Below are 23,103 nucleotides of genomic sequence, written 5' to 3' on the forward strand. Positions count from 1 at the left end.
TCGTCACTGATTCTTTATACTGAAATAGTGAAGGACCTGCAAAACATAAAATAAAGGTGCACATTGTGCACCTCTAGAAAATCGCTATTCGGTTACTACCGGGTTAGCCAGTCGCCACGCTTCAAAGCCCCCGTCCATACTATAAACGGTCTCAAAACCTTGCTGAGCAATCACTTGCGCAGCCTGTTGACTGCTTACGCCGTGGTAACACACTACAACAACAGGGGTATCTTTAGGCGCTTGGTCAATAAACGCCCCAAAGTTGTCGTTGTTAAGCGGTGCCGCATTGGGCATATGGCCATTAGCAAACGATTGGGGATCGCGAATATCCACAATTGTTACGTCGCCTTGAAAGTTAGCTACGTCGTTTACGCTAATGTGTGAGAATGTTGTCATTATTGCCAATCCAAAATAACTTTACCTGAGTGTCCTGACCCCATGGTATCAAACCCTTTCTGAAAGTCATCAATGGAAAAGGTATGGGTGATGATGGGAGAAAGGTCCAGGCCACTTTGTAGCAAGCTTGCCATTTTGTACCAAGTCTCGAACATTTCACGACCGTAAATGCCTTTTATCACCAACCCTTTGAAAATAACTTGGTTCCAGTCAACAGCAACATCTTGCGGAGGAATCCCCAGCATGGCTACTTTACCGCCGTGATTCATTTTATCTAGCATGTCTCTAAACGCTACTGGTACACCAGACATTTCAAGGCCCACATCAAAGCCCTCGGTCATACCCAGTTCGTTCATAACATCTTGTAAGTTTTCTTTACTTACATCAACAGCGCGCGTGGCGCCCATCTTTTCAGCAAGTTCAAGGCGATACGGGTTGATATCAGTGATAACTACATGACGCGCCCCAACATGCTTAGCTACTGCTGCGGCCATGATACCGATCGGTCCTGCACCTGTGATAAGTACGTCTTCGCCTACTAGGTCGAAACTTAGCGCGGTATGAACAGCATTACCAAATGGGTCGAAAATAGACGCGAGGTCGTCGCTGATATTGTCTGGAATCTTAAATGCGTTGAACGCTGGAATAACTAGGTATTCTGCAAACGCACCAGGGCGGTTTACGCCCACACCTTCGGTGTTGCGACACAAATGTACGCGGCCAGCACGGCAGTTACGACAATGGCCACAGGTAATATGACCTTCACCTGATACGCGGTCGCCAACGTTGAAGCCTTTTACTTCTTGGCCCATACCGACTACTTCGCCCACGTATTCGTGACCAACCACCATGGGTACTGGAATAGTGTTCTGCGACCACTCATCCCAATTGTAAATGTGCATGTCGGTACCGCAAATCGCGGTTTTGCGAATTTTAATCAGTAAGTCGTTGTGCCCTACTTCAGGCTTTGGTGTGTCTTGTAGCCAAATACCTTTTTCCGCTTTCGCTTTTACTAGCGACTTCATGAAATCACTCCCATTTCGCGACCTACTTCGATAAACGCATCGATGGCTTTATCGACGTGTTCAAGGCTATGACCTGCAGACATTTGCGTACGAATGCGAGCTTGGCCTTTTGGCACAACTGGGTAAGAGAAGCCAATAACGTAAATGCCTTTTTCTAGCAGTTTGTCAGCCATTTCACTGGCTAAGCGGGCATCACCAAGCATTACTGGAATTATGGCGTGATCTTTACCTGCAAGGGTGAAACCCGCCTCTTCCATGCGGTTGCGGAAGTGGTTGGCATTTCGCCATAAATTAGCACGTAACTCATCACCCTCTTTCATCATTTCAAACACTTTTAATGATGCTGAAACAATAGGTGGCGCAACTGAATTAGAAAATAGGTAAGGACGCGAGCGCTGACGTAGCCACTCTACAACTTCTTTTTTGCCCGACGTATAACCGCCAGATGCGCCGCCAAGGGCTTTGCCTAAAGTACCTGTAATAATGTCTACACGGCCCATTACACCGCAATATTCATGGCTACCTTTACCGTTTTCGCCCAAGAAACCCGTGGCGTGGCAGTCATCAACCATTACCATAGCATCATATTTGTCGGCTAGGTCGCAGATTGAAGCAAGATCGGCAATAACGCCGTCCATAGAAAATACGCCATCGGTAGCAATGATTTTAAAACGTGCACCGTCAGCCTCGGCTTGCTTTAATTGCTCTTCTAAGGCCGCCATGTCGTTGTTGGCATAACGGTAACGCTTGGCTTTACACAAACGTACGCCGTCAATGATACTCGCATGGTTTAGCGCATCAGATATGATGGCATCTTCCGGCCCAAGAAGGGTTTCAAACAAACCGCCATTTGCGTCGAAGCAAGATGGATAAAGAATGGTGTCTTCGGTACCTAAGAAGTCGCTAATAGAGGCTTCTAGTTGCTTGTGAATGTCTTGCGTTCCGCAGATGAATCGCACAGATGCTACACCGAAGCCATGGCTATCTAAGCCCTCTTTCGCCGCTTCGATTAAGCTTTCGTTGTTTGCTAGGCCAAGGTAGTTGTTCGCACAAAAATTAATAACCTGCTCACCACCATCAACACCAATATCCGCTTGTTGTTGCGACGTGATCACACGCTCTTTTTTGTACAAACCATCTTCTTTTGTGGCTTCAATTTGCGATTGCAAATGAGAAATAAATGCCGCAGACATGCCATTCTCCAAGTGTGGGTATATAAAAACCGCTAGTGTAATGAAAGCGCGTGAAAGGGTACACACCCATGCGCTGTATTTAATGGGTTTGTCGACTAAGTTTGTAAATTATTCAGCACACTCTAAGAAAAACACTAAAATCACACTAATTTGCTTCAAGCGCTATGTGAAATCTTTCCAAAAGCCGTTTTCTACCTTATCGCTTAGTGTGTCCCATAGGTTTACTTCAGGTATAGGACGGCTAATAAGGTATCCCTGGCCCTGATGACAGTCGAAATGGCACAGCAGTTCGTATTGCTCATTGCTTTCTATGCCTTCAGCTATTACCTGCATGCCCATATTACGCACCATAGATATGGTGGAGTGCACAATGTTTCTGTCATCTGCACTGCTGGCAATGTTGGCAACGAAAGAGCGATCTATCTTTATATAATCGGCAGGCAATGACTTTAAGTAGCTTAATGATGAATAGCCGGTTCCAAAATCGTCAATTGCCAACATACAGCCCATGTCGCGTATAGTTTGCATTATTCCCATTGCCCGTTTGATATCTGAGACCAGAACGGTTTCCGTTAGCTCTAAGCAGACCTGGTCGGGAGCGATGTCGTTTTTGATAATTTGGTGCTGTAAAAACTCAGGTAAGCTAGGGTCAAGGAACTGCCCTGCTGATAAGTTAATCGCAACCTTAATATCTGGGTAGCCGCTATTTTTTAACTCGTTTATTAAGTTCGTGGAGCGTGTGATAACCCAATAATCTAGCTCGAGCATAAACGACGTATTCTCAAGCAATGGAATAAAATCAGCTGGCGATATAGGGCCTTTTTTAGGATGATACCAGCGCAGTAGTGCTTCGAACCCCATGAGTTTGCCGCTGTGCATGTCTATTTGTGGTTGCAAGGCAAGGCTAAATTGATCGCCTCTTAGCGCTTCACGAGCCTCAGACTCCAGTTCAACCTTTTGCATTACCTTAAGGTTCATAGTGGCGTCATATACCCTAAACTCAGCACCTTTTTTCGCTTTGGCTTCGTACATCGCAATATCGGCATGACGCAGCAGCTCAACCGGCGTGGCGCGTGAGTGGTTAGTAATGGCAATGCCTATGCTGATTGAAACGTAAAAGGTTACGTCATCAACAATAATGGGCGCTTGAAACTCGTCGATAATTTTTTGCGCTACCGTGTCGACATGTTTTTTATTCTCTATATTCGAAAGCAAAATGACAAACTCATCGCCTCCGAACCGTGATGCAATATCAGATTCCCGAATAGGTCGGGAAATTCTCATTGCAGCAGCTTTAAGCAACTTATCGCCAACGTCGTGCCCATGGCTGTCGTTAACTTTCTTAAAGTCATCTAAGTCCATGAACATGAGAGCCACTAGCCTGTCATCGCGAATTGAACTGGCCAATTGTTTTTCAATTTGAAAGGTCAACATGTTGCGGTTAGGCAGACCTGTTAGCACGTCGAACATCGCCATTTTTTCTAGCTTAGCGGTATTGATCGCCATTTGACCGTCGAAGCTTTCCATCTGACGAGCTAAATCATTAGCCGCTTCCTCAACCACATCTAATTCGTCGGTCAGCTGAAATATAGGCGGCTTTCGACGCTTAGCGGCAACAGTATAAAACTCACTAAATTTATGTTCAGCCAGCATTGGAAGGCGTTCGCTAATATCCAGCAGCCTTGTGCGATATTGATTTAAGAAGAGGTAAAGCAATGATGAAAATAGTAAAAATAAGCCGACAGCGCTTGAGATGACCACGTAACGATATTGCTCATTTTGCCGCATCATTGCCGACACATCTTGTACAATAAGTAAATAAGGATGGTCGCCTGACGCGTGGTCAAAAGGTAGAAGGCTTACTAAAAGCTGCTGGCTGTCTAAACCAACATTCACTCCTTTAATAACAAGGTCATCAACGCGCCAGTTAATGGGTAAAGCGTCGAAAAGCGAGCTCAAAAACTGCCGATTAGCTGCGGTAATTTGACTTGCTACCTTCAACCCTAATTTTCCAGTTTGTGATTCATCTAATTGAACTACCGCCACTTTATAAACATCGGTGGCGCGGCTGAACAGGTAAAGCAACTCGCGCATGGAGGTAGACACAACAATAACCGGCACCTTATCGCTCGGCGACATTATGGGTATGGAAATATAATGAGTGCATACGCTCTCGCAGACCAGTAACGAGCGGCTTTCAAATGTTGCCCGGGTTGAATCTACAAGGCGCTTTATGGTGGTGTTAACAGGATAAGCGGGCTGTCCGACAACGCCGTTTTCATCGAATAAGTACAGGCTTTCGACCTGAAAGTTGAGCGTTAGGTATTCGTTAAGGTCATCTAGCGTGTGGTGTAACTCATCAAGGTTATTGGAATACGCGCCATTTTTACGGCTTATTATATCGATAAGCGTAATCATGCGGCTGTGAAGTATATCTTCAAAGAGCTGAACCCGGCGCTGGTTGCTAATTTGGCTTTCCCGCTGCTGCATGACAACTTGTGCTTCAGATTCTTTAATTAGCACGGTAGATATTACGATAGTAACAGTTAGAACCATGGCCAGCAGAATAGCGATAGTTTTAGTGGTAAAAGATACCTGAACCTTCATCTTTTAGCCTTAAAACCAATACGTTAACTGCATTGACCACATTTCCCAATGTTTATCAGCGTGGGATGCCACATCGCGGTTTAACAGGCTTACAACGCGAGTCGCCCCTTCAACCCAGTGATACTCTCCCTGTAGTCTCCATTTAGGTGCAATGTCCCAGCGTAACCCCAATGTATAAGTGTCTTGATAGCCAAAGTAAGCAGGAATAAGGCCGCCAGTTCTTGCCTCTAAGTCTTTACCGTCACTGTCGGAGGTATCATTAATATAGGTATCGTAACCAATAAGGCCGCTAAATTCGTTGTTAAATAGATATCTAAATTGAACAAAGCCACCTTCACCGGTACGTTTTTCAGCAAAGTCAGGGGCAAACAAACCTTGGCTGTCTTGCTTTTCACGAAGTAGCTCGGCAGATACTTCCCAATTCTCTGCAAAATATTGGGCAGAAAGCATAAACCGCTCTACGTTAGCCCCGCCCGACAAGCGATTGTCATCTTGTGATGGCGTATATCTGAAGTCAGAGTTAAGCCAACTCGCCCCTAGTCTCCACGTCATGAACGAGGGCTGTACAAACACACTTGCTTGGTGCACAAAATCCTGTTTTATCTTACCTTTCGCTTCATTACCTAAGAGAAAATCGCGCTGAGAGTCATTGATGTTCGAGCGCCCATAGCTCCAGTTAAGCTCCCACGTATATTCTTTACCGTAATGAGAGAAACTGGTCAGAATACCGTTACTGCCCAAAGCGACATCACGGAACCCGTCAAAATACACCGACTGAGGCAATACTGACGTATATCGCGTTTGAGGAACATCCCTAGTGGAGGAATACAACCAATGAGTATTTTTAAAGCGTCCTGCGTGAATTTGCCCTCGCCACCCGCCTGGTAAGTCAGGCAGTTTCCAGTCGACAAATAAATAATCCAGGCGAGCCCCCTGTTCGAAACGGTTCCCCCCGTCTAAATAGTTAACTTGACCTGCAATAGAGATATTTTTTGCAAGTTGATAATAACCGTTTAAGCCAATCTCAGTGAGTTCACCCGTCACATTATTATCGTCGGTAATAAAGCTGCTGTCTTTCGACTGAGTTAAGCCCTGTGAAAGATAACCATGCCATGTAAAATCTGATTGCGCGCAAGCAACAGACGTTCCGAATAGCCCAAGCGCTAAAGCGATGTGTTTTTTCATTCTATATCTACCTCAACGCGTCTAAGCTTAACGATATCAGTTCGTTCAACATAACCGATAGAGCCCACCGTGCTTTCCAATGCATCAACTAGCGCTTGATAAGAGGTTACTCTGATAGGAGTGATACCTTGGCCAGAATAGGTAATTTGATCCCAAAGCCGAGATAATTGATAAGGGAACATTTGGAGAATATCACGACAAAATTGACGATGTAGTTCGTCGCTGTCTTGTAATACGAAAACGGTGATTTTAGTGCCATTGTCCCAGTATTGACGCTGTCCCGTAAAAATTTGACGAAGTTCAGAGCGACTGAGCTCTGCAACCATCACGCTCTCGTTCACCATGACATTAAGTTCTGATGCTTTTACTTTAGGCACACACAAGAACAGCACTGCTAATGTTAGCAGTACTTTCCTAGATGTAGTAAAAGCATGAAACTCGGACAGCCATCGCAAAGCGGGCTTATTCATTCAGTAACAACTCCCTGTTAAACAGAAGTACACATAACCACACTAAGTGTAGATAATATTAGTAGTTTTACCTTACGATAAAAAAATTAAACGAGGAACTGCGCAACTTTTTGCTTAACCATATCCACGGTAATTTTTTCCATTAACTGGCTCCCTTTGGCTCGCGTTCCCCACGGTAAAGCGCTCCAAGGTTTTCCTTTTTGCTCTTCTATACACTCATCATATACCGATACCGACCTATCAAGGTTATTGTAAGGCCCTGTTCTACGTGGATTAGAATGTGCGTATAGCCCAATTACTGGTGTGCCAACGGTTGTAGCCATGTGAGCAGGTCCAGTGTCTGGTGCAATAACTAGGTGGGCATGCTTGAGTAACATAAGCAGCTGATGCAATGTTGTTTGCCCAGTAAAGTCTTTAAGCGGATATTTCACACACGCTTTTATTGCATCAGCAGTTTTGCGGTCTAAATCTCCTGGACCGCCACATAATATCACGCTGATGCCGGCTTCTTGGATATAGTCAGCAATACTTGCGTATCGCTGTGGCAACCAATTTCTTTCAGCTTTACTTGCAGCTGGTGAAATAACGACATATTTACCCAAGGTTTTAGCTTGTTCCGCTCCCCACGTTGCATCTTCTGATGCAACAGGAATATTCCAAGAAACTGCTTTTGGCTCAGGTACGCCCAATGCATCGGCAAAATCCATAAAACCTTTAAGCACATGAGCATGTTTTGTAGCAGCAACTCGCTTATTAGCGAACAGCCAGTGCAGTTCTTTACTTCGCGCCCAGTCAAAACCTATGCGCTGTTTTGCTTTAATTACTCGCGAAGCCAAGTTAGCCCTTAGCGCCACCTGCATCATCAATAGAGCATCAAAGGTCTCACCAGACACTTGTGCTTTGAGCGACTCCACTGCTGCTTTGCCTTTTGATTTATCAAAAATAATGAATCGTACATTCGGCATCAGCTTAACAAGCTGATACTCCACCTTCCCAATTACCCACGTAATTTCAGCGTCGCGCCACTGTGATTGAATTCGAGTAACCATAGCGACGGCATGACACACATCCCCAATAGCCGATAAGCGCATTAAACAAATCTTTTTTCCCACAGAAGCTCTCTCGTTGCTGAAAAACCAAAATAAATCATTAGAATATGAAATTTACCATAAGTTGTGGGCAACATGGCGACGATGCGACGAGACATAGGTGCTGGGCACCACTTTATTTTCGACAACACCTTGGTCAGTCAGCCTAACACGGAAATGTTTAGCCCTGAGTTTTGGCAACTCCAAAATAAAATAACCGGCCAAGCTAAAGGACGTGGTACCACCATTTTCATCGAGCATGAAGGTCAGCATTGGGTTTTACGGCACTTTATGCGTGGCGGCCTGGTAGGCAAGATACTCAGTGACCAATACTTTTTTAATGGTATTGAGCGCTCTAGGCCTTTCGAAGAGTTTAGATTACTCGAATACATGCGAGGAGAAGGCCTGTTGGTACCCATTCCTGTTGCTGCACGTATCCATCGTAGAGGCCTGATTTATCGGGGCGATATCATCACACTTAACATTCCAAATAGCCAAGATCTGCACCACTTTTTGTGCCAGCAGCCATTGTCAAAAGGCGGATGGAATGAAGTAGGGCGAGCGCTAGCACGAATGCACAATTGTCAGGTTTATCATCACGATGCAAACGTTCGAAACATTATGATTGATAGCGAAAAACAAATTTGGATTATCGACTTTGACCGCTGCTCGAAACGTCAAGGGAATAGCTGGAAGCAAAATAATTTAGACCGCCTATTGCGTTCTTTGCATAAAGAGCAAGCCAAAAACAAAGTATTTCATTGGAAAGAAGATGATTGGACTGCATGCTTAGATGGCTATAACGAATTGGTTAAGCGTTAACGACCACGAATAAGAAACATAATTGCAGCAGTACTTAGCATTACTTATTAATGTGGTACAGTAGCCCCGTTGAACCTATAAACCCTATACGACGATAAGATTCAATTTTATGCACACTAGAGCACTTTACCCAGGTACTTTCGACCCAATCACCAACGGTCACGCAGACCTTATTGAACGCGCTTCTCAGTTGTTTTCTCACGTTATTGTGGCTATCGCTTCTAATCCAAGTAAAAAGCCATTATTCACGTTAGAGGAACGGGTAGAAATGATAAAGAAGGTAACGGCCGATCTACCTAACGTAGAAGTAGTAGGGTTTACGGGTTTACTCGCTGACTTTGCTGACGATCAAAATGCGACTATTTTAATTCGTGGCTTGCGCGCGGTTTCCGATTTCGAATATGAATTCCAGCTGGCGAATATGAATCGACGCCTAAATCCAAAGCTTGAGAGCGTATTTTTAACCCCCGCGGAAGAAAACTCTTTTATATCTTCGACTCTAGTAAAAGAAGTGGCGTTGCACCGAGGTGCAGTAAGTGGTTTCTGCCACCCCGTAGTAGAGCAAGCGCTAAGAGACAGGCTGGGTAAAAAAAGCTAAGTGAACCAGCTTGTAACATACCATAGGTAAAGTTGTTCAGTGGTTTCTAGCTGTAGCTCTTGCTAACTACAACGCTTTTTAACTACATCTAGCGCTGGCAGCGAGTACAGAAAAAAGTGTTTCGCTGCCCTATTACTTTGCTTTCAATAGCTTTGCCACACACTTCGCAAGGCTCCCCTTTTCTTCCATACACATTTAAATGCTGCGCAAAATAACCTGGCTTGCCGTCAGTTTGTGCAAAGTCTTTGAGCGTAGTGCCGCCCTGCTCGATAGCTTTAGCGAGTACTTGCTTTATTGTGGCAGTGAGCGACTTGTAGCGGGCTGCGCTGATATTACCCGCGGCTCTTCTTGGGTCTATGCCGGCAAGAAATAAGGCTTCGTTTGCATAGATATTGCCCACACCAACAACGATTGCGTTATCCATAATGAAATTCTTTACTGGGCCTTTGCGGTTGCGCGATAGGCTGAACAAGCGCTTATCGTCAAAGTCCTCTGTAAGTGGCTCTGGGCCTAGATTGTCAAACATTGCTTGATGCGTATTGGGCGCTTGAAATAAAACTGCTCCAAAGCGCCTAGGGTCATTTAAACGCAAGCATTTCCCAGTATTTAGAACAATGTCCACGTGGTCGTGTTTCACAACGGGTGTGGCCGCGTCGATGACACGCAGCTTGCCTGACATGCCTAAATGTAAAATAAGCGTGCCTGTTGCTGTTTCAATCAGCAGGTATTTCGCCCTACGCTTTACCGCAATTACCTTCTGACCCTCAACGCTTGAGACCTCCTCAGGTATGGGCCAGCGCATTCTTCGTTCCCGTACCACTACATGAGTAATGGTATTGCCGAGCAAATGCGGTGATATGCCTAGCCGGCTTACTTCAACTTCTGGTAATTCAGGCATTTATCATGTCCAAGGTAATAATTTATCAAGGTCGGTATTGGTTAATGTGTACCAATTATTTTCGAATTTGATCACAGTTGGTGATGTATTGGGGTAAATAGCATAAACCTTGCCGTCACTATCGCCCGCAAGCCAAACTACAACAATATACGGCTGCGTATTCATGACTGACTCAGGTACCTCAGTAGCCGGGTTCAGCATAGCCCTTTGCCAGTGTGAGAACTGTTCATCGGGTTTTACTGCAAGGCTGGTATTAAGACCTTTCTGACGCCATTGTTGCCCTATGCGCTCAAGACTATTGTTATCCTGCTCTATTTTGAGTACGTAGGCATCTTCAGGTAATAAGCTACGCGTTTTTACAGAGTCTTTCTTTGGTACCAAACTGTCTAAGTTAAACAGTGCAATCATAATGAGCATTGCAATGATAACGACGTTGTTCATTGCCCGCTGAGAAATTCTTGCCACGCGTTATTCCCGTAATATGGTCGACTATAAACAACGCAGTATAGTAATACCTCGTTCTCCTATAAGCTAATCCAATGTGCAGATTACCTGCTTAACTTCTTTTGGATCGCTTTTAACGAAAAGGTGGCGATGCTAGGAGCCTAGCTTAATACGTTTCTACAGGTTACTGTAAGCCTTAATCAGCTTACTGCTTAAGACTGATCTGCTGCAGGTAAGGCAACTATTTATGTTTGAGCAAAAGCGGGATCGTTTAAATGCGACGTCGGGATCCTATGGGATCTGTGAGGTATGCGAGCAAGTATTGCGAATTTAAAAGCAAAAAACCCAGCAAAGGCTGGGTTTTCGTGGAGACAAAAGCAAGCTAATTACTTGATTTTGGCCTCTTTGAACATAACGTGCTTACGCACAACGGGATCATACTTTTTGATCTCCATTTTGCCAGGCATGTTACGCTTGTTTTTATCAGTGGTGTAGAAGAAACCTGTACCTGCTGAAGAAACTAGTTTAATTTTATCACGCATTGTCGGCTTCCTTAGATTTTCTCACCACGGGCACGGATGTCAGTTAGTACTGAATCAATACCTTTCTTATCGATGATACGCATGCCTTTAGCAGACAAACGTAGTTTTACAAAACGGCTTTCGCTCTCAACCCAAAAACGGTGTGTTTGAAGGTTTGGTAAAAAGCGACGACGAGTCGCATTTCGTGCGTGTGAACGGTTATTACCAACCGTTGGACGCTTACCTGTTACTTGGCATACTCTTGACATTGTATTTGTCTCCAGAACAACGATAACTGTCGCGTCAGTTAATCCCAAGCGCTCAAACAGTGGTTGGGTCAAATGACGTATTACTATAAATTAGAGGGCGCATTTTATACAGCAAAGGCAGGATCATTTCAATAAGAAAGTACAAAAAGGTTACTTTTACGTACTATTTTTGCACAAAATACCACCAGCACTCATTTTTCACGGCCAGTATTGTACTTTTCTCTTGCTCTTTTAGCTACGAATAAATACCCAATGTATATTTTAATTTTATAGCTGAATTGGAATATTTAGGGGCAAAAAAAACGCCACATTCACGTGGCGTTTTTCTACTTAATCATAAAAAGGAGACCTAACTTCGGTTAAGTCTATCAACCTTGAAGGTCGGCGTAACAGCTGACCACCATCACGAGAGATGGGTACCCAAGGGAACAATCCACGACCTTTCGACGGTTCTAGCAAGAACAGGTCAGTAGGAATGGAAATATAGAAACCTTTGGTAAAACTCCCCTCTCCATATTCTTCAGACGAAACATCAGTGAACGCAGCATAAGCACCTACTATAATGCCGCTATCAAAGCGCTTGGCGTAATCAATATTAACACCCTTGTCTTTTGCCAAGAATTGACCTGCACTAACCGTGATTTGGGTACCATCAAGGAATTCAGGCTGCCAATAAACACTCGCATGACCGGTGATCGCATCGTAATCCTCTAAGCCGGTTTGACTGTAAGGGTCACGCTGCTTAACGTAGTTGATATCGATGCCATAGGCGATATTACTGTCGACAGGACGATACAGAATTTCTCCGCCAACACCTGCGAACATAGTTTCAAGGTAACCTGCGTATGCTTGGGCATAAAGGTCTTCGGCAATATTGTCTTTGTAATGTAAAAACGCAGTATCTAACCATACATCATTTTCAGACACATATTCACGAACCCTAGTACGTACACGAGGTAGTGACACATCTTCACCGTCAACGAGATAATTAAACTTATCGAAGTTATCAAGCAGTGTTACCCGTGCGCTGCTCATTACCGAGAAGTTTTCGTTTAACGCATAGCCGCCATTTAGCATTACCCCTGTTTGATAAAGAAAGAAATCTTCTGGGTTACCAAATGACTGAGTGAAAAAGAAATCGGCGCTGTAGAAAAGGCCCGACGTATTTTCAGGGTCATATGCTTCCATCACTTCTTCAGAAGGTGACGTTCTTACGTAGGTTTCTGTTATGTCAGCATCTACTGACTCATAACGGGCTGCTGAGATAAAGGCTTCAGCGTCTATTTGAGTATCAACCAATGGAAGGCCGCCACGATTATCTACCATGTGATAAGTTTTTACGCTATCTGGCAGTTCTGAAGCCGCAACGCGACCTACCCGCTCCATTGCTTCATCCTGATCGCGGTACTTTACCTGCGTTCCATAGAAAGTGGCGCTGTCTTCTTTAATTTCAGCATCAGATAAGATGAAACCGCCTGAGTTATAAAGGTCATTGTAAAGGCGTGATTTATTCACATCCTTGACATCAGATGGCGCATTTCTTCCCATCAAATTTCGCGGCGCATCGTCGAATTTAATCTGCGACGCAGTATTCATATTGAAACGGTATGTCACACCGAAACCAATGGTGTTGCCACGTTGGTAATTTAACGAGAAATCAAAGTCTTTATAGCGATATACCGCGCCAACATTCCAGCGAGAGTCCTGCTCTAAACGACCCGCTCTGTCACGGGAGTAATCGTTTCCTTCAAACTCTAGTTTAAGGGTTAATGGCTCCCATGGTGTTTGGTATTCTACGCCACCAAAGAAGGCTGTGGTGCCTTTGAAAAATTGGTCGTAGTCTACCTTTCCACCGCGGCCTGAAAACCCGCCAGGACGTTCACAAAAGCTATCTTTAACCTCACAAAATGGGTTAGTAATATCGTCTGCTGTACCTAAGTACCCCCAACCTAAGCCTAGGTGGAAATCAAATGGTCCTATAGATTTACTGGCGTTTACGTACTCACTTTCAAAGAAGCCAGTGCCACCGAAGTCTCTAAAACCAACGCTGATATCAGGTAGGTAGTAACTTTCTTTCCATAGTCTGAATTTAACGTCTAGGCCTTTATCTTTTAAGGTTTGATCACCACTGAATGATTCAACTTGGCTATAGAGACGTGTACGTACATCTGTATAGCGAGCGGTCGCTTCCATCCAGTCATAGAGCTGAATATTAACTGACCAAAAACGATATTCGCCATTATCGGTATAGTTGATAGCCATTCCGCCCTCGTCTCGCATACGCGCGGTTGGTGTTTGGATTAGGCCATTACCACCTTGCACCATCTGCGAAGGCGTAACGCGCAGCTGGGTATCGGCTAGCGTGGTAGAAGATAATGCGCTGCCAATTACCAACGCGAGTGTTTTTTTCTTAGATATTCTTTTCTTAGATAGTTTTTTCTTAGATATTAGTGGCGCACTCATTGAGGTAAAACCCTATGTACAGCTAACGCGGCAACCCGCTCATTTAATTGCTTAAGTTTATTGCTGAAAAGCTCTGAAGAAATAGGCACGTAAACCTGGCTACCCGGCATAAGCTGAGCAAAATCTAAATTCCAGTAAGCAATACCCTTTTCTTCTATATTACCCATTGGGTCAATGACATAAACAACGCTTCTGTCAGCGTCTACTGCCTTTTTGACCGTATGAGCCGCCGTGTATATTGAGGTATCGCTTTGGTGTTGATAAGCGCCCGGCTTTATCACCGCACCCGAAAAATGCACTACGTTAGGACGCCCGTTCAAACGAATCCAATACTTACCCGGCTGGAACATAGGGTTGTCTTCGAAGAACAACCGAGCTCGATTGTAAGAAATAGGCATATCTATGCGCGTTGACACTGTCCATGAAGATACTTGATCAAAGAGGTTTTGCAGCGCTTTGTGAGTATCTGAGTCTGTATCGAAACCAACCAGCAGTTCTCTTATTTGCGATAGCGCTATCTCTTTTTCTCTTTCAGCTGTTGGGTTGGTTAAATCAAACGCAGAAGCTGTGGGCCAATACCAGTCGCCATTGTCTGCCACAATAGACAACACACTTGATAACCTGATTGGTCGGTCAAACTGGTAGGTCTGCTTGTTCACCATCACACTTACAATACCGTCATTGGCGTACAAACTTGTGGATATAATAAGACCCAAGGCAATAAAAAGCGTATGAATAAACTTCATTATTGCATTACTCCTTGTTTTTTCATCTGACGCACAATACGGCTTAAATAAACCATATCGTATACGTCTCCCTCTGGGCTAAACTGTTGCTTCGAGGCCAGCATTTCTTTTGTGTGTTTGTGTAAGAAGTAGGTATTTTCCCAGGACAACCCCACATCAATAAAGGGGGTATATTCTGAAAAATCTACGGTTTCTACGACTTTAATAAGGGGAACAGAAAAGCCTAGGTATTCGCGGGTTTCCTCTCCCACAATTCGCCATGAAGATTCCACCGGAACCCCGTAGCCAATTGAAGCAACATCGACTTTACGCTTCCAGCTAAAAGGCAAAACGTCATTGGTGGCTAACGGATTGTGCTGCAAATTGCCTGTGTAAAAGAGGTCGTTATCTAAACCTTCCGTTTTCACAATAATACCGTGATGCATAGTGAAAATAACTTTATCACCCGACACCCACTTATATTTGTCGCCATCGATATAGGCTAGTGCAAGAGACGCAGCGTCTCGTTCGCCCGCTTTAATTCGCATAAGATCCGCCTTACTCGCCGCGATTTCTTCAACGGTGTAAGTTACTGTGCGGTCTTTAAAAGCAAGTTTAAGCGTATTGTAATAGGCTAGTGTTGTTGTAGAGCATCCTGAAAGAGACAGGCAAAGAACGCCGATAATGGCTGATAGAATGTGTAGTTTCATTAAGGTACGCCGACAAAAACTAAAAAAATTAAATTTTGCTGTAAAAATAAAAAAAGCCGCTAAAGAAAGCGGCTTTTTCGAATACTCTTAAATTTACTGTACGGTCGGCGCGTAAGTAAATGTAACAGGCACAGTAATTGTTTTAGTTACAGTGCTAGTACCAGAAGTAGTAACAGTAACAGTGTTAGTTGTACCAACACATACGCCGTCTACTAGTGGATCGTCACCTTCACAAGTAGGTTGACCTGGATCAGTGCCGCCATCTCCTGGCGCATCTGCAGAGTTGTTGTTTGCAACACCAGCGATAATACCAGCAGCAACAACACCAGTAGCGATTAGACCACCGCTTACTGCGCCTGCACCACCTGCACCAGCACCACCTTCACCGTCTTGTGCGTTAACACCTGCTGCCATTGTAGCAGCTGCAAATAATGCAATGATTGACTTTTTCATAACAGTCCTTTAATAAAATTACCCACTAAGTCCTATGCTAAATCATTTTCAACTATTTGACTAGATTATAATCGACAAATGACTTAGATTTCTTATGTTAGCAAGCCTCGCTGAGCAAATGAAATGGTTTCTTTATCTCCAACCACAAAATGATCCAGCACGGGTACGTCGATCGATGCCATAGCACTTTTGATCTCAGTCGTTAACCGAATATCCGCATGGCTTGGTTCTGCTACGCCTGAAGGGTGGTTATGGACCAAAATGATCGCCGCCGCATTGTCGATCATAACTTGTTTGATCAATTCTCGAGGATATACCGCAGCACTATTGATCGTGCCATTAAACATAGTGCGAAAAGCGATAAGTTGATGTTGGCTATCAAGCATCAAAAGCGCAAACTTTTCTCTTTCACAGTCTCGTAGTTTAGCCTGTAAGTAACGCTTGGTGTCATCTACGTTATTAAACACATCTTGCCGTTTGAGTTTTATTTCCAAATTGCGTTTAAAGATTTCAAAGCCTGCTTGAAACTGCGCGTATTTGCACGGCCCAATGCCAGACACCTTTGCATAGCTTTCTTTTGTCGCAGTTACCACACCTCGCAAACACCCTAATTCATTTAACAATTCGTGCGCTACAGATAAGGCGCTCTTTCCTTTAACACCTTTACCCAGCAACACTGCGATAAGCTCAGCATCACTCAAGCTTTCTGCACCGTGCTGCAATAGCTTCTCTCTTGGCCTTTCGCTTATCGGCCATACTTTTATCGACATGCCCTTGGTCCGTTAACTTCATAAAACAGTGGTTATAGTTGAATTGAAAGAGATTAACGACTGTATAAAAGGCGGGTTTCTTCTTTTGAAGTTGAACAGATAAGAAACACATAGTATCCGTACACTAGGATCGACGTTTGTTCAGCTATCCGATTTTTTGTCACCATGGTAGGCTAATATTAATATTTAGATTTCGTGTTCTTTTATGTCTATTGCTAATAAAAACATTTTGCTGGGCGTGACCGGTGGTATTGCCGCATACAAAGCCCCAGATTTAGTTCGCAAGCTCACCGCATTAGGTGCAAACGTACGTGTTGTTGTCACCGACTCTGCAGCAGAGTTTGTGAGCACTTTATCGCTACAAGCGGTGTCGGGAAACCCGGTGCATCAGCATCTTCTAGACCCGGCTGCTGAAGCCGCGATGGGACATATTGAATTAGCAAAATGGGCCGACATTCTACTTATTGCGCCAGCCACGGCAAATACGATCGCTAAACTTGTTCATGGCATGGCAGATGATTTACTGACCACGCTTTACTTGGCCACAACCGCTAGGCTTTTTGTTGCCCCAGCAATGAACCAGCAAATGTGGAAAGCTTCGGCGACACAGCGCAATATTGCTACACTTCAAGAAGACGGTGTAACCTTTATTGGCCCAGCAAGTGGTGAGCAAGCTTGTGGTGATGTGGGCTCGGGCCGTATGGTTGAACCTGTAGATATCGCCAATGCGTTAAATGAAAATGAAGATAAGTCTTCTGAGTTGGCATTAGCGTTAAAAAATTTAGCGGGAAAACACATTACGATTACCGCAGGACCAACCAGAGAGCCGTTAGACCCGGTACGCTATATCTCTAATCACAGTTCTGGAAAAATGGGGTTTGCCATTGCGCAAGCCGCGGCTCAAGCAGGCGCAAACGTAACGTTAGTTGCAGGGCCTGTAACCCTTTCTACGCCTACCCACTGTAACCGAATTGATGTTACCACCGCAGATGAAATGCTTAACGCTTGTGAAAAGCTTGTACCTTCTACAGATATTTTTATAAGCACCGCAGCGGTTGCCGACTATAAGGCTTGCTCAGTTGCTGATAATAAAATAAAGAAAACAGGTGATGAGTTAACACTTACTTTTGTTAAAAACCCTGATATTCTAGCAACTGTATCTAACAGACAAGACCGTCCATTTTGCGTAGGCTTTGCAGCTGAAAGCCAAAATGTGGAAGATTATGCCCGTGGCAAACTCGCTAAAAAGAAGCTAGATATGATTGCGGCAAATGATATAACGGCTGAAGGTCTGGGGTTTAATAGCGATAAAAATGCGCTGCATGTAATATGGCAAGAGGGCGATAAAAGATTGCCTGCCACCAGCAAAAATGCACTAGCCGAGCAGCTGCTAGCACTTATTGCAGAACGTTTCGCTTTAAACAATAAAAACTAACAGATACTTATTAAGTGTCGATAATAAAAACGATAAATATAAACGCTTTAGCGTAAGCCAACTTAACATGGAGCCCGAGTTGTTATAACTCGGTAGCGGAGGAATCACTTTCGTCATGCCTGCTGTCAAAAAAACAAATCGCAGAGCCCAAATTCTGCAAGCACTTGCTGGAATGTTAGAAACCAGCCCAGGTCAACGTATCACTACTGCTAAATTAGCGGAAAAAGTCGGTGTGTCTGAAGCAGCACTGTATCGCCACTTTCCCAGTAAAGCGCGAATGTTTGAAGGGCTTATCGAATTTATTGAAGAAACGCTATTTACGCGTATCAATAAAATTGTGAACGAAGAAAAAGACTCGTTAACGCGCTGTCAGCTTATTCTTCACCTTATTTTAGGCTTTGCCGAGAAAAATCCTGGCATTACCCGTATTTTAAACGGCGACGCGTTAATGGGTGAACAAGACCGATTACGGGCGCGTATCGCCAAGCTTTTTGAACGTTTAGAAACCCAGCTTAAACAAGTGCTACGAGAGCGTAAGCTGCGCGAAGGGAAAACCCTTTCTGCCGATGAAGCGATTATCGCCAATATGATGATTTGCTATACCGACGGACGTATTAACGGCTTTATTCGTAGTGGCTTTACCCGCAAACCCACCGAGCAGTTCAATGAGCAATGGGCTGCGTTTAAACAAATGTTTGTGTAAGGCCATAGATTTGAACTAAGCATCAGTTTTTGTTTTGCTTTATAGTACTGATGCTCAATTCTGCTTCATTTCAACACAACTATTCGCAGTTAGTTTTTCTCAATATAATCAACTATGCGTAGCGAGCTTTTACCGTCAGTAGGGCCTACGTGGTCTTCCGTATATGTCTCACGCTCTTCTTTATATAACGCTTTATTTTCTAATTGTTTCTCTATTGCGCCTCGTAGCTCTTTGTAGCTGTTTATGTGAAGTCCAATATTTTGATATATCACGTTATCTTTACCAAAGCGCTTCTTAAAACGGTACTTGAAAATACCGCGATATGACCACTTCAACTTAAAGAAATTACATACGATCACGGGTTTAGATAACGCGACAAACTCAAAGAGCGTACTCGATGCTTCACTGACTAAAATATCCGCTTCTTTCATGAAAGGAAGTAAAGATATGTCTGTTTCGGTTGCTACATAGGTATTGGTAAACCCTTCCCACTTTTTCAGTTTTTTCCGTTGATTTTTGTAAGCTTCACGGGTGTAAGTAAAAGTATGCGGCTTAATAAGAATGTTGAAATCAGTAAAGTGGCTCGGCCAGTCATCAGGAAAACACTCAAGTGAACTTGGGTTAAAGGTGGGCGCAAATAATAGTGTAGGCTTATTCTCATCTAAACCTAATTCAGCATATCTTAAGCCTGATTCTGTATTGTTGAATAAAGGGTCGAGTTTAGAAAAACCAACCTGAACAAATTCGTCGTTCGGATAAAGCTCCCTGATTTTAGCCAAACGTGCCTTACCTTCAATAAACCGCACGGTCATAGGCGTAGATGATTTGTGATAGTAGCTTGGCTTAGGGCCTATACCATGGCCAAGTTGTGCGGTTTTACTGACTTTGTGAATATCATCTAAATAAGGAAAGCCATTGCCAAAGAAAATCCAGTCAGGAGACTCTTTCAAATAAAAGTCTCTGGCTGCTTTATCGTTATCTACCCAGCAACACTCATAGCCTAGCGATAATAAAACTTGTTCGAATTTCTGAACGTTATTTTTATTGCTATAGCAAACGAGTTGAACTTTATGACCGCGTTTAGCAAGTTCTTCACATATAGGAATAAATTGAGGTAGGTAATATACATTAACGGTGTCAAAAGCTATTTTCATAAATTTTCGTATTATTATTTATTGTAAGTATCAAAAAGAAATAGGCGACTGGGCGTAATACTTAATTTGTATTACAGTGTGAACAATATCATTTATAAAATAAAATTTATGCTTAACACTACCCTATCTAAATTCGGTTATCCCGATAATCTTCTTAAAACATACGACTATTGGCATGTTTTACTCAGACCTGGACAGGTCACGCTTGGCTCATTAGTTCTTATTTGTAAAGAAGATGTCTTTAACTATTCTGATATTTCAGAAAGCGCAGCTCAAGAACAAAAGATAGTTGTTGCAGATATAGAGAAGGTGCTAAAAAAGCGTTTCAACTTCTGCAAAATAAACTATTTAATGTTAATGATGGTCGATCCGGCTGTTCATTTTCACGTTATTCCTCGTTACGAACATCCAGTAGTTTTTTGCGAAAAGTCATTTGAAGACAAACACTGGCCAAAACCACCAGTATTAAGCGAAAAGCTTGAATTGGATGACGATTATTTTGCTGAATTGAGAGCAACGTTACGCGCTGACTTTGCCTTGCTTTCCTCTACAAACGCATCCGAAACGGGTAAAAAATATCAAAGAATGTATACATCAGGCTGCTTTGACATTTTTCACCAAGGGCACCTAAATATACTGAAGAAGACAAAAGCGCTTTGTGATTATTTAATTGTAGGTGTCTCTACCGACGAGCTTATCGAGAAGTCTAAAGGACGACCACCGCTTATCCCGTTTGAAGAACGAATTTCCATCCTCGAATCAAACCGATATGTGGATGAGGTCATCCCTCAGGTAGATAAAAATAAACAAAGAGTGGTAGATGAATACAATATTGATGCGATTTCAGTGGGTTCCGATTGGAAAGGAAAATACCCTAGCGTAACTTGCGACATGGTCTATTTCGATTATACCCCCAACGTTAGCTCTACCGTGCTCAAAAGAAAACTATAACCGGGCTATGAGCTAGCAGTTATCTGCTAGCTCATGCATAGTCGTTTACTTACTAAACGTGTTACCGAAGAAGTCGCCCTCGTTCCATTTCGGCTTATCTTCTTGATTTGCTAACGTCCAACCAATTTGCGCGTTAACTTTGGTGAACGTCTCTGCTGCATTCCAGTTAAATGGCTGGTTAATATCATCGCTCGGCTTGTGATAGTGCGTAGATAAGAACTTACCAAATACCTTACTGCCATCTACGTTAGGATCTTTTGATTTAAGACCCGGTACCATAAATACTGAAGGTACACCTTGTTTTACAAACGCATAGTGGTCTGAGCGAGTGAAAAGCGCCTGTTCTGGCCATGGATCGGGGCTTAGCTCGATATCAGCATTAGCAGCCGCTTTTTCCACTGATTCTTGCAAATCACTGTGGTTTGCGCCAAAGGCTATAACGTCAGCAAACTCGTAGGTCAGAATTGGCATATCTAGGTTTACGTTCGCCACCATTGATGTAACAGGTACCGTCGGGTTACGGGCAAAATAGTCAGCACCTAACAGGCCTTTCTCTTCACCGGTTACCGACACGAACAGAATTGAGCGCTTTGGCTTTTCTTTCATTTCGCTAAACAGGCGTGCAGTTTCTAACATTACTGACGTGCCCGACGCATTGTCCATGGCACCATTGTTAATGTTGTCTTTTTTCACTGTTTTGGCAAAACCAATGTGATCAGAGTGAGCAGAGAAAACCACGTATTCGTTTTTAAGCTCAGGGTCTGAACCTTCTAATATCCCTACAACATTAGGGCTTGTAATGGTGTCGTGAACACTTTTTTTACTGATATCTACCACACCATTTAGCGCAAAACCTTGTGGTACTTTATCTGCTTCAAGCTGTGCATAAACATCATCAAGGCTTTTTTCTGCGCCTTCAAATAACTTACGCGCAGCACCTTCACTCATATAAGCGCCGCCTTTAAGCTGAGAAAAGCGGTTAGCCGGTTGACCTTTGTCGTCTAACCAAGCCATACGCGGCGTATGAATATAGTTTAAACGACTTTGATAAGGGCGTACTTTTTCATTTTTAGGCGTAGTGATAGTGATCATGCCAATAGCACCATTGTCTACGGCATACTTTTGCTTTTGATAGCCAGATGCAAAGTGAGCGCCTTCTTCTGAAGGGAAGTCACTTGGCTTGCCCGCAAGAGCAACAACAATTTTACCTTCTACATCGAGATCTTTGTAATCGTTGTGGGATAGCTCGTCAGCCACAATACCGTAGCCGACAAATACCATTTCGCCTTTTACATTAGCTTCAGTGCTTAGCAAGCTCGGGCTAGCTAAATACTCTTTCGGATAGTCAAACTCGACGGTTTCACCATTGTGCGTAAAAGAAAACTGTGGCGACTCTTGTACTAAGTTTGCTTTGCGAAAAGATACATTTTGTATATAGCCATCTGTACCTGCTGGCTTCAAACCATATTTGCCAAATTCGGTAGCAATGTAAAGCGCTGCAATTTCATGACCGCGAGAGCCAGTATCACGACCTTCGAGTAAATCATCTGCTAAGAAAAACAGATGTGATTTAATTCGCTGTGTATCAGGGTTAAAAGCATTGTCTGTCGATGCGTGGTTATGCGCAGTGGCAGCAAAGGTCATTGCTGTCATTGCACTACCTATTAGTAGTTTTTTTATCATTGTAATTTCACCGTATAACTAAGTGTGCGTCATGGTAACGCAGTTAATAGGGGGAATACCATTAAACTGCTCACGTTTACCATGCGTTTCCTACCGTTGCTCGCATTTTAGGAGCAAGGTAAAATTGTTAGCCAAACGCCGGATCAGATTCCGGAAGGCTTTATTTTTTAGTGAAGAGCAGCACCTATGTCGAAAGACGATATTCTTTACCGCGTTCAATTTATCAGTAATGGTGAACGCTATGAGCTATATGTAAAAACCCTTATGCAAGGCACTTTGTTTGGCTTTATCGAGATAGGCGACTTTGTGTGGGATACACACACGAGCGTTGTTGTAGACCCTAGCCATGAAAGATTAAAAGCTGAATTTTCTGAAGTAACAAAAACTTATGTTCCTATGCATAACGTTTTGCGCATTGACGCCGTAAATAAAAAAGGAACAGCCAAAATTACTCAATTAGAAAATAAATCTGATAAAGTAACTGCTTTCCCTAGCCCAATATATACACCAACGAAAGAGTAACCGCCGGAGTTAAACCGG

The 23,103-nt window shown here is 43.5% G+C and carries 24 protein-coding genes; 6 read left to right on the forward strand and 18 right to left on the reverse strand.

The genetic code is table 11. The features are described from left to right. Window positions 1-84: 84 nt before the first annotated feature. The 7 genes from glpE to V7R55_RS07875 all read right to left on the reverse strand — a co-directional run bounded on the left by glpE (window position 85) and on the right by V7R55_RS07875 (window position 7,988). Window positions 85-396 (reverse strand): thiosulfate sulfurtransferase GlpE, encoded by a 312-nt coding sequence (gene glpE, locus V7R55_RS07845; RefSeq protein ID WP_334058849.1) that lies wholly within the window; start codon window positions 394-396, stop codon window positions 85-87. Next, window positions 396-1,421 (reverse strand): L-threonine 3-dehydrogenase, encoded by a 1,026-nt coding sequence (gene tdh, locus V7R55_RS07850; protein WP_334058850.1) that lies wholly within the window; start codon window positions 1,419-1,421, stop codon window positions 396-398. The genes glpE and tdh overlap by 1 nt, the downstream gene beginning before the upstream one ends. Then, the gene (locus tag V7R55_RS07855; RefSeq protein ID WP_334058852.1) at window positions 1,418-2,614 is read right to left on the reverse strand and encodes a glycine C-acetyltransferase; all 1,197 of its coding nucleotides are present in this window, start codon (window positions 2,612-2,614) and stop codon (window positions 1,418-1,420) included. Before V7R55_RS07855 ends, tdh begins: the two co-directional genes overlap by 4 nt. A 162-nt stretch (window positions 2,615-2,776) precedes the next feature. Next, window positions 2,777-5,221, reverse strand: coding sequence for a putative bifunctional diguanylate cyclase/phosphodiesterase (locus tag V7R55_RS07860; protein WP_334058854.1), 2,445 nt, complete (start codon window positions 5,219-5,221; stop codon window positions 2,777-2,779). A gap of 9 nt (window positions 5,222-5,230) precedes the next feature. Continuing rightward, window positions 5,231-6,406, reverse strand: coding sequence for a hypothetical protein (locus tag V7R55_RS07865; protein ID WP_334058856.1), 1,176 nt, complete (start codon window positions 6,404-6,406; stop codon window positions 5,231-5,233). After that, window positions 6,403-6,876 (reverse strand): hypothetical protein, encoded by a 474-nt coding sequence (locus V7R55_RS07870; protein WP_334058858.1) that lies wholly within the window; start codon window positions 6,874-6,876, stop codon window positions 6,403-6,405. Before V7R55_RS07870 ends, V7R55_RS07865 begins: the two co-directional genes overlap by 4 nt. 86 nt (window positions 6,877-6,962) lie before the next feature. Further along, window positions 6,963-7,988, reverse strand: a complete 1,026-nt coding sequence (locus V7R55_RS07875) for a glycosyltransferase family 9 protein (protein ID WP_334058860.1) — start codon at window positions 7,986-7,988, stop codon at window positions 6,963-6,965. Between the two features lie 72 nt (window positions 7,989-8,060). Here V7R55_RS07875 and V7R55_RS07880 point away from each other — a divergent pair, with 72 nt between their 5' ends. After that, a complete protein-coding gene (locus tag V7R55_RS07880; protein WP_334058862.1) occupies window positions 8,061-8,786 on the forward strand; it encodes a 3-deoxy-D-manno-octulosonic acid kinase in 726 nt (241 codons plus the stop codon). 109 nt (window positions 8,787-8,895) lie between these two features. Then, entirely contained in the window at window positions 8,896-9,384 is a 489-nt protein-coding gene (gene coaD, locus V7R55_RS07885) for a pantetheine-phosphate adenylyltransferase (RefSeq protein ID WP_334058864.1), read from the forward strand. 88 nt (window positions 9,385-9,472) lie between these two features. Here the strand turns inward: coaD and mutM are convergent, their stop codons facing one another. The 9 genes from mutM to radC form a co-directional block, all read right to left on the reverse strand. Beyond that, window positions 9,473-10,282 (reverse strand): bifunctional DNA-formamidopyrimidine glycosylase/DNA-(apurinic or apyrimidinic site) lyase, encoded by an 810-nt coding sequence (mutM, locus tag V7R55_RS07890; RefSeq protein ID WP_334058866.1) that lies wholly within the window; start codon window positions 10,280-10,282, stop codon window positions 9,473-9,475. A gap of 3 nt (window positions 10,283-10,285) precedes the next feature. Beyond that, window positions 10,286-10,747: a hypothetical protein gene (locus V7R55_RS07895; RefSeq protein WP_334058868.1), complete on the reverse strand. Its 462-nt coding sequence runs from the start codon at window positions 10,745-10,747 to the stop codon at window positions 10,286-10,288. A gap of 365 nt (window positions 10,748-11,112) precedes the next feature. After that, window positions 11,113-11,268 carry a 50S ribosomal protein L33 gene (rpmG, locus tag V7R55_RS07900; protein ID WP_012516577.1) on the reverse strand — a complete coding sequence of 52 codons (156 nt, stop codon included), beginning with the start codon at window positions 11,266-11,268 and terminating at the stop codon, window positions 11,113-11,115. An 11-nt stretch (window positions 11,269-11,279) separates the two neighbouring features. Continuing rightward, window positions 11,280-11,516, reverse strand: a complete 237-nt coding sequence (rpmB, locus tag V7R55_RS07905) for a 50S ribosomal protein L28 (protein WP_012516576.1) — start codon at window positions 11,514-11,516, stop codon at window positions 11,280-11,282. Between the two features lie 330 nt (window positions 11,517-11,846). Next, window positions 11,847-13,979 carry a YjbH domain-containing protein gene (locus V7R55_RS07910; protein WP_334058870.1) on the reverse strand — a complete coding sequence of 711 codons (2,133 nt, stop codon included), beginning with the start codon at window positions 13,977-13,979 and terminating at the stop codon, window positions 11,847-11,849. Next, a complete protein-coding gene (locus V7R55_RS07915) occupies window positions 13,976-14,725 on the reverse strand; it encodes a capsule biosynthesis GfcC family protein (protein WP_334058871.1) in 750 nt (249 codons plus the stop codon). The genes V7R55_RS07910 and V7R55_RS07915 overlap by 4 nt, the downstream gene beginning before the upstream one ends. Then, window positions 14,725-15,414 (reverse strand): YjbF family lipoprotein, encoded by a 690-nt coding sequence (locus V7R55_RS07920; RefSeq protein ID WP_334058873.1) that lies wholly within the window; start codon window positions 15,412-15,414, stop codon window positions 14,725-14,727. Before V7R55_RS07920 ends, V7R55_RS07915 begins: the two co-directional genes overlap by 1 nt. A gap of 93 nt (window positions 15,415-15,507) precedes the next feature. Beyond that, window positions 15,508-15,867: a hypothetical protein gene (locus V7R55_RS07925; RefSeq protein WP_334058875.1), complete on the reverse strand. Its 360-nt coding sequence runs from the start codon at window positions 15,865-15,867 to the stop codon at window positions 15,508-15,510. A gap of 92 nt (window positions 15,868-15,959) precedes the next feature. Further along, complete coding sequence (radC, locus tag V7R55_RS07930; protein WP_334058877.1) at window positions 15,960-16,637, reverse strand: RadC family protein; 678 nt, start codon at window positions 16,635-16,637, stop codon at window positions 15,960-15,962. A 205-nt stretch (window positions 16,638-16,842) separates the two neighbouring features. On the opposite strand from radC, the gene coaBC reads away from it, so the two are divergent. Together coaBC and slmA are read left to right on the forward strand one after the other, a co-directional pair. Next, window positions 16,843-18,072: a bifunctional phosphopantothenoylcysteine decarboxylase/phosphopantothenate--cysteine ligase CoaBC gene (gene coaBC / locus V7R55_RS07935; RefSeq protein WP_334058879.1), complete on the forward strand. Its 1,230-nt coding sequence runs from the start codon at window positions 16,843-16,845 to the stop codon at window positions 18,070-18,072. Between the two features lie 115 nt (window positions 18,073-18,187). Then, window positions 18,188-18,775, forward strand: coding sequence for a nucleoid occlusion factor SlmA (gene slmA / locus V7R55_RS07940; protein ID WP_012516568.1), 588 nt, complete (start codon window positions 18,188-18,190; stop codon window positions 18,773-18,775). Window positions 18,776-18,864: 89 nt separating this feature from the next. Here slmA and V7R55_RS07945 read toward each other — a convergent pair whose 3' ends face one another. Further along, window positions 18,865-19,929 (reverse strand): CDP-glycerol glycerophosphotransferase family protein, encoded by a 1,065-nt coding sequence (locus V7R55_RS07945; RefSeq protein WP_334058881.1) that lies wholly within the window; start codon window positions 19,927-19,929, stop codon window positions 18,865-18,867. Window positions 19,930-20,037: 108 nt separating this feature from the next. Here V7R55_RS07945 and V7R55_RS07950 point away from each other — a divergent pair, with 108 nt between their 5' ends. Beyond that, window positions 20,038-20,880 (forward strand): adenylyltransferase/cytidyltransferase family protein, encoded by an 843-nt coding sequence (locus tag V7R55_RS07950; RefSeq protein ID WP_334058883.1) that lies wholly within the window; start codon window positions 20,038-20,040, stop codon window positions 20,878-20,880. Between the two features lie 45 nt (window positions 20,881-20,925). On the opposite strand, the gene V7R55_RS07955 is transcribed toward V7R55_RS07950, so the two are convergent. After that, entirely contained in the window at window positions 20,926-22,563 is a 1,638-nt protein-coding gene (locus V7R55_RS07955; protein WP_334058885.1) for a M28 family metallopeptidase, read from the reverse strand. A gap of 186 nt (window positions 22,564-22,749) precedes the next feature. Between V7R55_RS07955 and V7R55_RS07960 the strand changes: the two genes are divergently transcribed. Continuing rightward, entirely contained in the window at window positions 22,750-23,085 is a 336-nt protein-coding gene (locus V7R55_RS07960) for a DUF1820 family protein (protein ID WP_334058887.1), read from the forward strand. The last annotated feature ends 18 nt before the right edge of the window (window positions 23,086-23,103 follow it).

This window comes from Alteromonas sp. S005 (assembly GCF_036864475.1).
Lineage (GTDB): Bacteria > Pseudomonadota > Gammaproteobacteria > Enterobacterales > Alteromonadaceae > Alteromonas.